The following is a 14,931-nucleotide window of genomic DNA, read 5'->3' as shown; positions in this document are numbered from 1 at the left end:
CACAGCGTCGTGGGGCTCCGGCGCGTCGGGCGAGAGGGCGGGCGTCAGCGCCGGCGGGCGACGACGACGGTGTCTCGCACCTGGACGAGCTCGCCGTGGGGCTCGTGGTCGTCGCCGGCGCCGTGGCCGTGGTGGCCGTGGCGAGGTTCCATGCGGGTGGGGTCGTCGGCCCGGACGACCTCCCAGACCGCGGCGTCGAGGTCGGCGGCGATCTCGGCGGCCGGGCGCATCACGTCGGGCATGTCCCAGCGGCCGACGGCGATGTCGTCGCGGTGGTGGCTGAGGTGGACCATCGTCCCGCCGGGCCGGACCACGGCGGCGAGCTGGGCGATGAGCCGCCCGTGGTGCGGGTGGGGGAGGTGCAGGAAGCACATGGTGGCCAGGTCGACCTCGAGGCCGGGCTCCGGGGTCCAGGTCCGGAGGTCCGCCTGGCGCCAGGTGACCCGGTCGTCGGCGACGAACCGGGCGGCCCGGTCGAGGGCCACCTGCGAGGCGTCCAGGGCCGTGACCCGCCACCCCTGCTGGGCCAGCCAGGCGGCGTCGCCGCCCTCGCCGGCGCCCAGGTCGAGGGCCCGGCCCGGCGTCATGCCCTCCACCACCTCGACCAGCCGCTGGTTGGGGCGCCCGCTCCACGTCCGCTCGACGCCCCCGTAGCGCTCGTCCCAGAAGGTCGGGCTGAACAGCTCGTCGAGGTCGAGGTCGGGGGCGTCGTGGTCGTGGCTCATGGCCGCAGCGTGCGCCCGGCCCGCCCCGGCCCGCAACCCGGCTTGCCGCATCGGCAAGCGGCCAGGGATGGTGCCTGGCACCTTCCGTGCTCAGCCGTCGGCGCGGGCTCGGCTGGGGTGCACGCGGCGGGCCTCGTCGGGCATCTTCGGGTAGACGGGCGGCCACGGGGCGTCGGGGATGCCGCGCTCGAGGTCGGCCCGGTAGCGGGCGACGAGGGGCTCGATCGACTGGGGGGCGTCGTCGATGGCGGCCCACGGATCGCCGTCGGCGGCGACCCGGGCCGGGACGGTGGCCAGCGTCAGCTCGTCGGGGTGGATGGCGTCGAGCTCGTCCCACCGGAACGGGGTCGAGCACTGGGCGCCGACGCGGGAGCGCACGCACCAGGCCCCGAAGACCGTCTTGTGCGGGGCGTTCTGGTTGAAGTCGACGAAGATCCGCTCACCCCGGTCCTGCTTCCACCACTCGCCGGTGATCAGGTCGGGGTGGCGCTCCTGCATCGTCCGGGCCACGGCGATGGCGGCCTGGCGGGTGCCGAAGGAGTCCCACCCCGGCTCGACCCGGACGTAGAGGTGGAGGCCCCGGTTGCCGGTCGTCTTGGGGAAGGCCGTGATCCCGACCTCGGTGAGGAAGTCACGGACATGGTGGGCCGCCTCCCGCACCATGTCGAAGGTGGTGCCGGGGGAGGGGTCGAGGTCGAGGCGGAGCTCGTCGACGTCGTCGGGCGCCGACGCCCGGTAGGGCCAGGGGTGGAACCCGAGCACGCCCTGGTTCACCACCCACAGGACGTGGGCCAGGTCGGCCATCACGATCGCCCGCGACTCGGTGCCGTTGATCGTCGAGACGGTGGTGGTCTCCAGCCAGTCGGGCGCCGAGTCGGGGATGCGCTTCTGGAAGAAGCTCTTGCCGGTGACGCCGTTGGGGAACCGCTGGAGCAGGGTGGGCCGGTCGCGCACGGTGCGCATGAGCGGCTCCTCGACGGCGGCGTAGTACCGGGCCAGGTCGAGCTTGGTGAAGGGGCGGCCGGCCGCTCTCCCCGGGGCTTCTGGCTCGCCGGGGAACATGACCTTCTCGGGGCTGGTGATCTCGACGGTCCGCCCGCCGGCCTCGATCGGGACGGGTCCTCCGTGGTCCTGCTTGGGCACGAGCTCTCCTGGCGGGGACGGGACCGCCACCCGGTGCCGGGCACCGCGCGGCGGTCGCGGGGTGCCGCTAGCCGGCGGCCTGGAGGGTGGACCGCACCTGGGCCCACAGGTCATCGGGCGCCTTGTACGGGGCGTAGAAGCTCATCCGGTCGACGGTGCCGGTGAAGCGGTCGAGGAGGCCCTGGGCGACGTCGTCGGGCTCGGCCACGACGGCGAAGGCCTCGAGGACGTCGTCGGTGATGAGCTCGCCCATCTCGGCCCACCTCCGCTGCTTCGAGAGCTGGTTGAGCTGCGGCTGCAGGTCGTCCCACCCGTGGTGCTCGAGGACGCCCTTGTACGCCGGCGTCGAACCGTAGAACGCGATCTGGCCCCGCACCGCGGCCGACGCCTTCTCGGTGGCCTCGTCGGAGTCGCCGGTGACGACGAAGGCGGGCAGGGCGATGCTGATGTCCGCCAGGGAGCGCCCGCCGGCCGCCAGCCCCTCCTCGAGGGCGGGCATGGTGACGTCGCGGAGGTACTCGGGGGTGGTGAAGCCGTGGGCGAGGAGGCCGTCGGCCACCTCGCCGGCGACCTTGGTCATCAGGGGGCCGACGGCGGCCAGGTAGACCGGCGGCGGGCCGTGGGGCGACGGCGGCGGGGTGAAGAACGGCGTCATCAGGGTGTGCCGGTAGAACTCGCCCTCGAAGGCCAGCTCGGCGCCGTCGTTCCACGTGGCCCAGATGGCCCGCAGGGCCTGGATCATCTCCCGCATGCGCGCCGCCGGGTGGCTCCACTCCATCGAGAACCGCTTGGTGATGTGGGGCTTGATCTGGCTCCCGAGCCCGAGGATGAACCGGCCGTCGGAGAACCGCTGCAGGTCGTGGGCGCTCTGGGCGAGGGTCATCGGGTTGCGGGCGAACGCCACCGCGATGTTCGTGCCGATCTCGATGCTCTCGCTGTGCTCGGCGGCGAGCAGCAGGGTCAGGAACGGGTCCTGGTTGGTCTCCGACGCGAACACCCCGTCGTAGCCCGCCGCCTCGGCCAGCCTCACGCCGTCGGCGATGCCCGTGAGGTCACCGCCGACGCCTCCGTCGACCTTCATCGCTGTTCTCCTTCGTCGTCGTCTTCGGTCAGCTTGTCGATGCGCCGCCGCAGGTCGGCCACGTCCTCGACGAGGCGGGCCTCGGCGTCGGCGACGATGGCGGCGGTGATGCGGTCCTGCTCGTGGGCCCCGGCCAGGTCGGCCCGGACGGAGTCGAGGTCGGCGGCGGTGGCGTCGGCCCGCCGGGCCAGGCGCTCGGCCTCGGCCCGCAGCTCGGCGTCGGTCTCCTCGGCCCGGTCGGCGCGGACGGCGCCGTCGTGGACCCGGTCGTTGGTGCGGTCGACGCGGTCGGAGAGGTCGGCCAGGCGCGCCGCCAGCTCGGCGACGGCGTCGGCGAGGGCGGTGGTGACCTCGTCGTGGTGGCGGTCGCGCCCGTCGAGCAGGCGGTCGACCACCTTGCCGACGACGCCCCCGGGACCGCCGGTCGGGGCGCCCACGGCGGCCTGGGCCCGGGTGACGGCCTCGACGGGCCGCTGGGCGGCGGCGTCGGGACGGGGCGGGGTGCGCACGGTGTGGGTCGCGGCGGCACCGGTCACGGGGACCTCCTCGGGCAGGGGGCGGAGGGCTTCGGGGATGTGGGCGGCGTCGCCCTCGTCGCTGGCCGCCCAGGCGAGCAGGCCGGCGGCGTCGTCGCCGGGCACGGCGGGGAAGCGGAGGCGGAGGGCGGGCGCCTCCTCGAGCACGACGGCCAGGTACGGGCCCACGTCGTCGGCCGACGGCGGCGTGCGCAGCCAGGCCTCCCACGCCTCCCCGCCGTCGGGGGCGAAGGGGCTGGGCGGCGGGGGGGTGCGGCCGGTGGCGTCGGCCTCGGCGGCGAGGAGGGCGGTGCGGAAGATGATCCGCGCCCGGCGGTCGACCTCGACGCCGCGCGCCGTGCGGGACCAGTGGTACCCGAGGGCCCGGTCGGCCTCGGCGTCGACGCCCCGGCGGCGCTCCAGCCAGCCCCGGCACTGGCGGGCCACGGCGGGGGCATCGGCGAGCGTGACGCGGGGGCTGCCGGCGGCGAACCCGCTGAGCAGCCAGGGGCGGGCGTCGGTGAGGCCCGAGTAGTGGAAGCACCGCACCGGCCGGTCGACGACGCAGAGCCGGCCGTCGACCCATGCCGTGGGCCGCTCGTGCAGGTTCCAGTAGGCGACGTCGTAGGTCGGGTCCCGCAGCACGTGGTGGTCGAACAGCACGGGGACGAAGTCGAGCCAGCGCTGGTCGGCCAGCATCATCATGTCGGGACGGCCGAGTCCGTCGCGCCGGAGCCGCTCCTGCCACCAGTCGAGGAACGGCGTGCTCGACCGGCGGACCGCCAGCAGCCCGCCGTTGAACATCCCCGACCCCAGCAGGCCCGGCTCGTCGGGCAGCCGCCCGTCGCGGGGGACGGGGTCGAGCACGTGGGGCACCAGGACGACGTCGTGGGCGGCCCCGGCGGCGACGAGCTCGTCCATGGGGTCGAGGACCTCGACGTCGCCGTCGACGTACACGGCCACGTCGGCCTGCTCGAGCGTGCGCCGCAGGGCGAGGGGCTTGAGGGCGCAGGCCATCTCGAACGGGCTGTAGATCGCGGCCATGGCCAGCAGCTCGTCGGTGGGGAAGCCGAGCTGCGAGGGCGTGACCAGCTCGACGTCGCGGTGGGTCCAGCCCGCCGGGGGCATGTGGTCGCCGTCGACGACGAGGATCGTGAAGCGGGCGCCCGGGTGGTGGTCGACGAACGAGCGGGCGGCGAGGCGGGCGTCGGCCAGGTAGCTGCGGGTGGCGACGGTGCAGCCCCCGACGGCCGTCACGGATCACCTCGGAGGTGATCCGTGCGCGCCGGCGCCTCCGGGATCACGCCCCGCCCTGGTCGCGCAGGAAGCGCTCGAGCTCGGCGGCCAGCTCGTCACCCGACGGGATCTCGCCCTCGGACGGGGTGTCGTCGGCGTCGGCCTCGAGCGCCCGCAGCATGGTGAGGTGCTCCTCGTTGCGGGCGATGGCGGCGTCGAGGCGCTCGTCGGTCTCGGCCGCCTCCTCCACCAGCACGCCCCGCGGCAGGCGCAGGCCGCTGACGAGCTCCAGGCTCTCGAGCAGGGCCATGCTCCCGGCCGGGTAGGGACCGCCGCTGGCGTAGTGGGGGATCTGGGCCCACAGGGTCAGCGAGTCCAGGCCGCGGTCGGCGGCGAAGCGCTCGACGACGGCCTGGGCGCCGGCGGGCACGTCGAGGCTGCCCCGCAGGAACGGCCAGCCGCTGGCCAGCTCCTCGGTGCCGGCCGTGATCGACAGGCGGATGGGGCGGGTGTGGGGGACCGTGGCCGGGTAGGCGCCCAGGCCCACGACGATCTCGGACCCGAGCTCGGTGGCCAGGCCCACCACGGCGTGGCTGAACGCCCGCCACGAGTGGTCGGGTTCGGGGCCGGCGAGGATCAGCAGGTCGCGGCCGTCGAGGTCCTGGGCGGCCAGCAGCTCGATGCTGGGCCAGCTCAGCCCCTCGGACACGCCGGCGACCAGGTGGAGGACCGGGCGCCGGGCCCGGTGGTCGAGGAGCTCGTCGGCGTCGAAGGAGGCGACCGTCTCGGTGTCGAGCTCGGACAGCAGGGTCGACGCCGCCCCGCTGGCGGCCATCCCGGCGTCGATCCAGCCCTCCAGGGCGACGACGAGGACCGGCCGCTCGAGCGGTCGGTGCGCCCGCTTCTCGTAGGTCGCGGCCACCTCAGCCGCTCCCGCTCCCGCTCATGCGGTCGACCGTGGCGGCGGCGGCGTCGGCGAGCATCTCGACCTGCTTGGCGAACAGCTCCCACGCCCCGTCGTCCGAAGCGCCCATGGCGCCGCCGCGGTAGCGGCTGTAGACGCCCTCGAGGATGCAGGCGAGCTTCCAGTACCCGAAGGCGACGTAGAAGTCGACCTGGCTGACGTCGCGGCCCGAGGCCTCGGCGTAGCGGGCGACCAGGGCCGAGGCCGGCGGGAAGCCCTCCGCCCGGGTCGCGCCGCCGGGCAGGGCGGTGAAGCCGGACTCGTCCTCGCCCCAGTAGACGACGAGCAGACCCAGGTCGGCGAGGGGGTCGCCGAGGGTGCAGATCTCCCAGTCGAGCACGGCGGCGACGTCGCCGTCGTCGGTGAGGAGGCAGTTGTCGAGGCGGTAGTCGCCGTGGACGATGGTGGCCGGGCCCTGCTCGGGGACGGAGGCGAGCAGGGCGTCGTGCACCTGGTCGACGTGGGGGATCTCCCGCGACTTGGACTTCTCCCACTGGCCGTACCAGCGCTTGAGCTGGCGGGGGATGTAGCCCTCGCGGCGGCCGAGGTCGCCCAGCCCCACGGCGTCGGGGTCGACGGCGTGGATGCGGGCCATGACGTCGATGAGCTGCTCACCGGCGTGGGCCCGGGCCTGCGGGCTGAGGACGGCGGCCTCGGCCTCGCCCCGCACCACGTGCCCCTCGACGAACTCCATGACGTAGAAGGGCGCCCCGTTGACGGAGTCGTCGAGGCTGGCGCCGACGAGCGGGGCGACGGGGACGTCGGTCGGGGCGAGGGCCTCGATGATGCGGCTCTCGCGGCCCATGTCGTGGGCCGTGGCCAGCACCTGCCCGAGGGGCGGGCGGCGCAGGACCCAGCGCAGGCCGGTGGTGTCGAACACCCGGTAGGTCAGGTTCGACTGGCCCCCCGCGATGCGCTCGAACCGCAGCGGCGGGTGGACGTCCGCCCGCTCGGACAGCCACGCCGTGATCTGCTGGGGGTCGACGCCCTGGGGCACCTCGTCACTCATCGCCCCGAACGTACCGGGTGGCGCGTGCCCGCCCACGCCGTGGCGGTGCACCGAGGTGAGCGGGGCGATGGGACGCGAGGTGCCTGGCACGTCGCGGCCGGGCGCTCAGCGACGGCGGGCGCTCACCCGCCCGCTGCTCCACGTGACGGCCAGGTCGAGGGCGAAGGCCTGCGAGAGCGGGGCGTCGTCGACCACCTCGCCGATCGGGCCGGCGGCGACCACCCGTCCGTCGCGCAGCAGCAGGCCGTGGGTGTAGCCGGCCGGGATCTCCTCCGGGTGGTGGGTGACGAGGACGGTGGCCGGCGCCGTGGCATCGCCGGCGAGGGCGCCCAGCCGGTCGACGAGGTCCTCGCGGGCGCCCAGGTCGAGACCGGCGGCGGGCTCGTCGAGGAGCAGGAGCGCCGGGGTGCCGGCGAGGGCCCGGGCCAGCAGGACCCGCTGGCGCTCGCCCGAGGACAGGGTGCCGAAGGCCCGCCCGGCGAGGTGGGCGGCGCCGACCCGGGCCATCTCGTGGCGCGCCGCGTCCCGGTCCTCGTCGCTCCACGGGTGCCACCAGGCCTCGAGGGCGGCCCGGCGGCCGGTCATCACCACGTCCAGGGCGTCGACGTCAGCGCGCAGGGAGTCGGAGAGGGCGGCGCTGGTGAACCCGATCCGGGCCCGGAGGGTGCGGACGTCGGTGCGCCCCGACCGCTCGCCGTCGACGACCACGGTGCCCCGGGTGGGGCGCAGCCACAGCCCGGCGACGCGCAGGAGCGTCGTCTTGCCGCTGCCGTTGGGGCCGAGGAGGACCCACCGCTCGCCGGGCCGGACGGTCCAGCCCACCCCGTCGAGGAGGGCGCGGCCGGAGCGCACCACGGCCACGTCGGCCAGCTCGAGGGCCGGGTGGTCCGCCATCAGCCGGAAGGCCGGTGCGCCGACGGGGTGCGCGGGTCGTCGACGGGCATGGCCGGAGCCTGCCACCGGCGCGGCGACGCCGGGAACCCGTCCCGGTCACCGTCATCGCCGCTCGGCGGGAAGGGCTCCGACGCCGACGCGTGAGGGGACGATCCTCTCCGGCCCAATAGGGTGCCGGCCATGCGCATCGGAGTGCTCGGGGCCACCGGCCCGGCCGGTCGGGGCCTCGCCGTCCGGCTGGCCTCGGTCGGCTACGACGTCGTCATCGGATCCCGCTCGAAGTACCGGGCCATGGAGGTCGTCGACGGCCTGCACGCCAAGTGGCCCGGGCACGAGCTGGCCATCGAGGCGGCCGACAACGCCGGCGCCGCGGAGGCCGACGTCGTCGTCATCGCCACCCCGTGGGACGCGGCCGCGACCACCGCGGCCTCGGCCCAGGAGGCCCTCGCCGGCAAGGTGGTCATCTCCATGGCCAACGCCCTGGCCAAGGTCGGCCACGAGTTCCAGCCCCTGGTGCCGCCGCGGGGCTCGGTGGCGGCCAGCGTCCAGGCCGCCGTGCCCCGCTCGCACGTGGCCGCCGCCTTCCACCACGTCCCGGCCAAGGAGCTGGGCGACATCGCCCACCCGATCGAGTCCGACGTCCTGGTGTGCTCCGACCACCCCTCGGCCACCGAGACCACCCTCGGCATCGTCTCGAGCATCCCCGACCTGCGGGCCCTCGACTCGGGCGAGCTGTCCAACGCCGCGCCCATCGAGGCCTTCGCCGCCGTCCTGCTCCAGGTGAACGTCCGCTACAAGACCCGGGTCGCCCTCCGCTTCACCGGGCTCGAGGACGGCCTCACCACGCCCCGGTCCCCCGAGGCGATCCGGGCCGCGGCCGAGCGCCAGAAGGTCGCGGGCCAGTGAGCGAGCGGAGCGAGCGAACCGGGGGCGCGAGCGAGCGAACCGGGGGCGCGGGCGGGCCCATGCGCCTGTACGACACGGCCAAGGGCGAGGTCGTGCCCTTCACGCCGTGCGAGGTCGTCACCATGTACACGTGCGGCATCACGCCGTACGACGCGACCCACATCGGCCACGCCGCCGTCTACATCACCTACGACGTCCTCCAGCGCCGGCTGCGGGACCGGGGCCACGAGACCCGCTGCGTCCGCAACATCACCGACGTCGACGACTCCATCCTCCAGAAGGCCCGCGAGATCGGCGTCCACTACCTCGACCTGGCCGCCGCCGAGGTGGCCAAGTTCGACGACGACATGGAGGCCCTGGGTCAGCTGCCCGTGTGGTCCGAGCCCCGGGCGACGTCGGCCATCCCCGACATCCGCGGCTTCATCGGGATGGTCATCGACCAGGGCCACGCCTACGCCGCCGGGGGCGCCGTCTACTTCGACGTGTCCAGCTCGCCCCGGTTCGGGTCGCTGTCCGGGTTCGACCGCGACGAGATGCTCCGGCTGGCGGCCGAGCGGGGCGGCAACCCCGACGACCCCAACAAGCGCGACCCCCTCGACTTCATCCTGTGGCAGCCCTCGGCCGACGACGAGCCGGCGTGGGACTCGCTGTGGGGCCCGGGTCGGCCGGGGTGGCACATCGAGTGCTCGGCGCTGGCCCTCCGCGAGCTGGGCACCACCATCGACCTGCACGGCGGCGGCGCCGACCTCATCTTCCCCCACCACGAGTGCGAGGCGGCCCAGTCCGAGGCGGCCACCGGGGAGCCCTTCGTCCGCCACTGGATGCACCAGGCCATGGTGCGGATGGACGGCGAGAAGATGTCGAAGTCGCTCGGCAACCTGGCCTTCGTCAGCGAGCTGCGCAAGCACCACGACGCCCGGGCCATCCGCCTCGCCGTCGTCTCCCACCACTACCGGCACGAGTGGGAGTGGGACGACACGGCGATGCCCGAGGGCGAGGCCCGGCTCGCACGCTGGGTCGACGCGGGGGAGGGCGACGCCGCCCTCTCCGAGGTCCGGGCCGCGCTCGACGACGACCTCGACACGCCCACGGCGGTGGCGGCCATCGACGCCGCGGCCCGGCGGGGCGAGGGCGTCTCGGCGGCTGCGTCCCTGCTCGGAGTGGACGTCCTGGGCCCGACCGCCAGCCACCTCCCGTAGCGGGCGGCGCACCTGTCCTGCGCCTCCGTGTGACGGGTGCCCCAGAGGGGCAGCACTGTGGCAGCATGCGTGGGATGAGCGAGCGCGAGGCGGGTCAGCTGTACCCGGTGGCCAAGGCCATCATCAAGCCCCTCTTCTCGTTCACCTGGCGGTTCCACGTCGAGGGGGCCGAGAACGTCCCCCGCGAGGGACCGGCGATCATCTGCCCCAACCACACCTCGGTCCTCGACTCGTTCTTCGTCCCGTCCGTCCTGCCCCGGCGCATCACCTACGTGGGCAAGGCCGAGTACATGGACAGCTGGAAGACCAAGCACCTGTTCCCGGCCATGGGGATGATCCCCATCGACCGGGGTGGGGGCAGCGCGTCGGAGCGGGCCCTGTCCGCCGCCCAGCGGGTGCTGGAGCGGGGCGAGCTGTTCGGCATCTACCCCGAGGGCACCCGCAGCCGCGACGGCCGCCTCTACAAGGGCCACACCGGTCCGGCCCGCCTGGCCCTGCGCACGGGGGCCCCGATCATCCCGGTGGGCATCCGCGGGGCGCGCGACGTCATGCCGCCCGAGGCCAGGTACCCGACCCCGTTCCGGCCCGTCGTCATCCGCTTCGGGGCGCCGATCGCCATGGACCGCTTCGAGGACCGGGCCGGCGACCGCCTCGTGCTCCGGCAGATCATCGACGAGGTGATGTTCTCCATCCGCGACATGTCGGGCCAGGAGTACGTCAACCAGTACGCCACCAAGAAGGCCGAGACCATGCCGGCCGAGGTCGCCCAGGTGGGCGGGCAGAACCTGGACGTCTCCGACCCGGCGGGGCCGAACGGGCACGGCCACGGGTCCGGCGAGCCCGACGAGATCGCCGTCGACGACCCCGAGACGGGTGCGGGGGAGCGGCCCCGGAGCGCAGCCGCCGCCCTGGCCGGGGCCCGCCGCCGCTCGAGCTGACGGCACCGCTCGTCGCGACCACCCCGCCGCCCTGGGGGGCTGGCCCCACCCCCGGTTGGGGGGGTCCCACCGTTCACGGGAACACCGGCCGTCCGTACGGTCGAGGGATGCTCGACGTCGCCGGTCTCGCCAGCCTGGCGGCGTGGGCGTACGTCGTCGTCTTCGCCCTCTCGGCCCTCGACGCCGTCTTCCCCGTCCTGCCCAGCGAGTCGGTCGTCATCGCCGCGGCGGCCCTGGCCACCAGCGGCGACCTCGACCCGTGGGCGATCGGCGCCGCCGCCGCGGCCGGGGCCCTCGTCGGCGACGTGACGTCCTTCGCGCTCGGCCGGCTCGCCCGCCGGCGGTGGCGGGACCCGGGTGACGTGCGGGGTCGGCCCGGCCGGCTGCTCGCCTGGGCCGGCCACCACCTGGAGACCCGCGGCGAGCAGGTGATCATCACCGCCCGCTTCGTGCCCGGGGGGCGGACGGCGACCACCTTCTCGGCCGGCTACCTCGGCCTGCGCCGCCGCCGCTTCGCCCGGGCCGCGGCCCTGGGCGCCGTGCTGTGGGCGGCCAACGGTGTGGCCCTCGGGTCCGTCGGCGGGCAGGTGTCCGAGGACCCCCTCGTCGCCATGGGCGGCGGCCTGGCCCTGGGCGGCGTGGTGTCGGTGGTCATCCACCTCGTCTCGCGCCGCCGGGGCCTGGCCTCAGCCCCGCGACGGGTCGGGCTTGGTGGCGGTGAGGACGATCACGTGACCGCCGAGGACGACGTGGCCGGACCCGTCGACGTGGCCGGCGAGGGCCTCGGCGATGGCGTCGACCGCCGCCGCCACGACGTCGTCGGCCAGCCCCTCGAGGGCGACGCGGGTCGGTCCGAAGTCGACAGCCGCCTCGGCCGCGGCCCGGGGTGGCAGGCCGCCGCCGAAGGGCAGGTCGAGGCGGTGGGAGACGGCGGCGGCGTCGGCCCACCCGGCGCCCTCGAGGAGGGCCACCGACGCTGCCCCGTCTCCTAGCGAGAAGGGCCCTCCGTCCTCGGGCAGCCCGGCCGGGACGGGGACGTCGTGGGCCCGGAGGACGCCGAGGGCGGCGTGGAGCGGCACCGCGAACAGGCCCGACTCGTCGCGCCGGGCCCAGACGGCGACGGCGAGGCGGCCGCCGGGACGGGTGGCGGCGGCGAGGTTGGCGAAGGCGGTGGGCGGGTCGCTGAAGAACATGACACCGAACCGGGAGATGACGGCGTCGACGGCGGCCTCCGGCGGCGCCCAGGTGACGGCGTCGGCCGTGACCCACTCGACGGGCGCCGCCCCCTCGGGCACCGGGGCGGCGGCGGCCGCCTCGAGCATGGCGGCGGAGACGTCGAGACCGATCACCGACCCGTCCGGACCCACCCGGGCCGCCGCCTCGCGGGTCGTCGGGCCGGTGCCGCACCCGACGTCGAGCACCCGCTCGCCCGGCGCCAGGGCGGCGGTGGCGAAGAGCACCTCCGACACCGGCGCCAGCTGGACCTCGAGCCCCTCGGCCTGGCGCAGCCACCGGGCGACCCGGTCACCGGCCCACGCGTCGTCCCCCGGATCGCTCGTGCCGTCTGCTCGCTCGCTCGTGCCGTCTGGTCGCTCGCTCCGCTCGCTCACGCCGCCCGAGGGTAGGCGGGCGGGCACGGGCCCGACCGGGGGCTTCTCCTTCGATGGGATCGGGGGGTGGTCTGTACTGTCGCCGTCATGTCCGACATCACGATCTCGCTGCCCGACGGTTCCTCGCGCCAGGTGGCCGCGGGGACCACCGTCGGCGGCGTGGCCGAGTCGATCGGGCGACGGCTGGCCAAGGCGGCGGTCATCGGCGTCGTCAACGGGGTCGAGCGCGACCTGGTGTGGCCGGTCGAGGACGGCGACACGGTCGAGATCGTCACGGCCGACAGCCCGCGGGGCCTCTCCACGATCCGCCACTCCACGACGCACGTCCTGGCCCAGGCCGTGCTCGACCTGTTCCCGGGGGCCACCTTCGCCATCGGCCCGCCGATCGAGGACGGCTTCTACTACGACTTCCAGCTGCCGGCCGGGGCCGACGGCAAGCCGGCCACCTTCGCGCCCGAGGACCTCCCCCGCATCGAGGCCCGGATGCGCGAGATCATGGCCGAGTCCCAGCCCTTCGTCCGCGTCGACATCGACAACGACCGGGCCCGGGAGGTCTTCGCCGACCACCCGTTCAAGCTGGAGATCATCGACGGCGAGGCCGAGGACCCCACGTCGGTCACGGAGACCGGCATCGCCCGCACCTACGAGAACCCGCCCCACCAGCCCAAGGAGCGGCCGCCGTTCCGGGGCTACCCGGGGTTCATCGACCTGTGCCGGGGCCCGCACGTCCCCGACACCAAGACCCACCTCGGCCACTTCCAGCTCACGCGGATCGCCGGCGCCTACTGGCGGGGCGACGACTCGAAGCCCCAGCTCCAGCGCATCTACGGGACGGCGTGGGCGTCGAAGGCCGACCTGGCCGCCCACCTCGAGCGCCTCGAGCAGGCCGCCCTGCGCGACCACCGCAAGCTCGGCGTCGAGCTCGACCTGTTCAGCTTCCCCGACGAGATCGGGTCCGGCCTCGCTGTCTTCCACCCCAAGGGCGGGATCATCCGGCGGATCATGGAGGACTACTCGCGGCGCCGCCACGAGGCCGCGGGCTACGAGTTCGTCTACTCGCCGCACATCGCCAAGGCCGACCTGTTCAAGATCTCCGGCCACCTCCAGTGGTACGCCGACGGCATGTTCCCGCCCATGCACTTCGCCGACGAGGGCGGGGCCGAGGGCGTCGACTACTACGCCAAGCCCATGAACTGCCCGTTCCACTCCCTGATCTTCCGATCGGGGCTGAAGAGCTACCGCGACCTCCCGCTGCGGCTCTTCGAGTTCGGCAGCGTCTACCGGTACGAGAAGTCCGGCGTGATCCACGGGCTGACGCGGGTGCGGGGCATGACCCAGGACGACAGCCACATCTACTGCACCAAGGAGCAGATGGCCGACGAGCTCAAGAGCCTCCTCGACTTCGTGCTCGGCCTGCTGCGGGACTACGGGCTCGACGACTTCGCCCTGGAGCTCTCGACCAAGGGCGACAGCGACAAGTTCGTCGGCGCCGACGAGGACTGGGAGGAGGCCACCGAGATGCTCCGGGCCGCGGCCGAGGCCTCCGGCCTCGAGCTGGTCCCCGACCCGGGCGGTGCCGCCTTCTACGGCCCCAAGATCTCCGTCCAGGTGCGCGACGCCATCGGCCGCAGCTGGCAGATGTCGACGATCCAGGTCGACTTCCAGACGCCGGGCCTGTTCGGTCTGGAGTACGTCGGCTCCGACGGCGCCCGCCACACGCCGGTGATGATCCACCGGGCCCTGTTCGGATCGATCGAGCGGTTCTTCGGCGTCCTGCTCGAGCACTACGCCGGCGCCTTCCCCACCTGGCTCGCCCCCGTGCAGGTCCGGGTGCTGCCCGTGCGCGACGACCACATGGCCTACGCCGACCGCGTCGCCGACCGCCTGCGGGCCGAGGGCTTCCGGGCCGACGTGGCCGACGCCTCCGAGAAGCTGGGCAACCGCATCCGCAAGGGCAAGGGCGAGAAGCTGCCCTACATCCTCGTCGTGGGCGACGACGACGTGGCCGCCGGGACCGTGGGGGTCAACCCCCGGGGCGGCGAGGTCGAGCGGGGCGTGTCCGTCGACGACTTCGAGCAGCGCCTGCGGGTCGAGGTCCTGGCCCAGACCGGCGGACGGTGAGCGACCGGACCCGGCCGGACGTGAGCCCCTCCGCGGCCGAGGCCGGTGGCGGCCCACCGCCCGGCCTGGCCCGGCTGTGGGCCGGGTGGCGGGGTGAGTACATCGCCCGGATCTCGACCGACGACGCCGAGCTGCGCCGCGACGCCGCCGGGCTGAGCCTGTTCGAGCGGATCCTCGCCGCCGACGTCCCCGACGAGGAGGCCCACGTCGTGCGGCGGGGCCCCACCGTCTCGGTCGTCCTGAACGCCTTCCCCTACGGGTCCGGCCACCTCCTGGTGCTGCCCAACCGGGCCGTCGCCGACCTGGCCGACCTCTCGGCGGCGGAGACCACCGAGCTGTGGGCGACCGTCCACGACGCCGTCGCCGCCGTGCGCGCCGCCTACGAGCCCGACGGCGTCAACGTCGGCCTCAACCTCGGGACGGCCGCCGGCGCGGGCGTCCCCGACCACCTGCACGTGCACGTCCTGCCCCGCTGGGCGGCCGACGCCAACTTCATGACCTCGGTCGCCGAGGCCCGCGTCCTCCCCGAGCCGCTGGCGGTGACGCACCGCAAGGTGACCGCCGCCTGGCCCGCTCGGTAGGTTCGGCCC

At 74.8% G+C, this 14,931-nt stretch carries 13 protein-coding genes and 1 pseudogene; 6 read left to right on the top strand and 8 right to left on the bottom strand.

Annotation, left to right across the window (positions count from 1 at the left end; all coding sequences use genetic code 11):
• Positions 1–44: 44 nt before the first annotated feature.
• From HC251_RS14000 to HC251_RS13970, 7 genes are all read right to left on the bottom strand, one after another.
• Positions 45–725, bottom strand: a complete 681-nt coding sequence (locus tag HC251_RS14000; protein WP_219941223.1) for a bifunctional 2-polyprenyl-6-hydroxyphenol methylase/3-demethylubiquinol 3-O-methyltransferase UbiG — start codon at positions 723–725, stop codon at positions 45–47.
• Positions 726–815: 90 nt separating this feature from the next.
• A complete protein-coding gene (gene ligD / locus HC251_RS13995; protein WP_255566414.1) occupies positions 816–1,868 on the bottom strand; it encodes a non-homologous end-joining DNA ligase in 1,053 nt (350 codons plus the stop codon).
• Between the two features lie 67 nt (positions 1,869–1,935).
• Positions 1,936–2,949, bottom strand: a complete 1,014-nt coding sequence (locus tag HC251_RS13990; protein WP_219941221.1) for a TIGR03617 family F420-dependent LLM class oxidoreductase — start codon at positions 2,947–2,949, stop codon at positions 1,936–1,938.
• Positions 2,946–4,721, bottom strand: a complete 1,776-nt coding sequence (locus tag HC251_RS13985; protein ID WP_219941220.1) for a hypothetical protein — start codon at positions 4,719–4,721, stop codon at positions 2,946–2,948. The genes HC251_RS13990 and HC251_RS13985 overlap by 4 nt, the downstream gene beginning before the upstream one ends.
• A 43-nt stretch (positions 4,722–4,764) precedes the next feature.
• On the bottom strand, positions 4,765–5,622 hold the full coding sequence (locus HC251_RS13980) for a proteasome assembly chaperone family protein (protein WP_219941219.1): 858 nt from the start codon (positions 5,620–5,622) through the stop codon (positions 4,765–4,767).
• Position 5,623: 1 nt separating this feature from the next.
• A complete protein-coding gene (locus HC251_RS13975) occupies positions 5,624–6,673 on the bottom strand; it encodes a phosphotransferase family protein (RefSeq protein ID WP_219941218.1) in 1,050 nt (349 codons plus the stop codon).
• A gap of 105 nt (positions 6,674–6,778) precedes the next feature.
• Positions 6,779–7,567, bottom strand: coding sequence for an ABC transporter ATP-binding protein (locus HC251_RS13970; protein WP_219941217.1), 789 nt, complete (start codon positions 7,565–7,567; stop codon positions 6,779–6,781).
• Between the two features lie 180 nt (positions 7,568–7,747).
• On the opposite strand from HC251_RS13970, the gene npdG reads away from it, so the two are divergent.
• The 4 genes and pseudogenes from npdG to HC251_RS25650 form a co-directional block, all read left to right on the top strand.
• Positions 7,748–8,473 (top strand): NADPH-dependent F420 reductase, encoded by a 726-nt coding sequence (gene npdG / locus HC251_RS13965; RefSeq protein ID WP_219941216.1) that lies wholly within the window; start codon positions 7,748–7,750, stop codon positions 8,471–8,473.
• Positions 8,474–8,532: 59 nt separating this feature from the next.
• A complete protein-coding gene (gene cysS / locus HC251_RS13960) occupies positions 8,533–9,672 on the top strand; it encodes a cysteine--tRNA ligase (protein WP_219941215.1) in 1,140 nt (379 codons plus the stop codon).
• Between the two features lie 74 nt (positions 9,673–9,746).
• Positions 9,747–10,610 (top strand): 1-acyl-sn-glycerol-3-phosphate acyltransferase, encoded by an 864-nt coding sequence (locus HC251_RS13955; protein ID WP_219941214.1) that lies wholly within the window; start codon positions 9,747–9,749, stop codon positions 10,608–10,610.
• Positions 10,611–10,717: 107 nt separating this feature from the next.
• Positions 10,718–11,170 (top strand): annotated as a pseudogene (locus HC251_RS25650) (DedA family protein); the annotation flags it as partial.
• Between the two features lie 126 nt (positions 11,171–11,296).
• Here the strand turns inward: HC251_RS25650 and HC251_RS13950 are convergent.
• On the bottom strand, positions 11,297–12,220 hold the full coding sequence (locus HC251_RS13950) for a class I SAM-dependent methyltransferase (protein ID WP_219941213.1): 924 nt from the start codon (positions 12,218–12,220) through the stop codon (positions 11,297–11,299).
• Positions 12,221–12,307: 87 nt separating this feature from the next.
• On the opposite strand from HC251_RS13950, the gene thrS reads away from it, so the two are divergent.
• Both thrS and HC251_RS13940 read left to right on the top strand, forming a co-directional pair.
• A complete protein-coding gene (gene thrS, locus HC251_RS13945) occupies positions 12,308–14,341 on the top strand; it encodes a threonine--tRNA ligase (protein ID WP_219941212.1) in 2,034 nt (677 codons plus the stop codon).
• A gap of 20 nt (positions 14,342–14,361) precedes the next feature.
• Positions 14,362–14,922: an HIT domain-containing protein gene (locus HC251_RS13940; protein ID WP_255566413.1), complete on the top strand. Its 561-nt coding sequence runs from the start codon at positions 14,362–14,364 to the stop codon at positions 14,920–14,922.
• Positions 14,923–14,931 lie beyond the last annotated feature (9 nt).

Source organism: Iamia sp. SCSIO 61187 (assembly GCF_019443745.1).
Lineage (GTDB): Bacteria > Actinomycetota > Acidimicrobiia > Acidimicrobiales > Iamiaceae > Iamia.
Note: the sequence above shows the minus strand (reverse complement) of the source record. Positions and strands in the feature narration are given on the sequence as shown.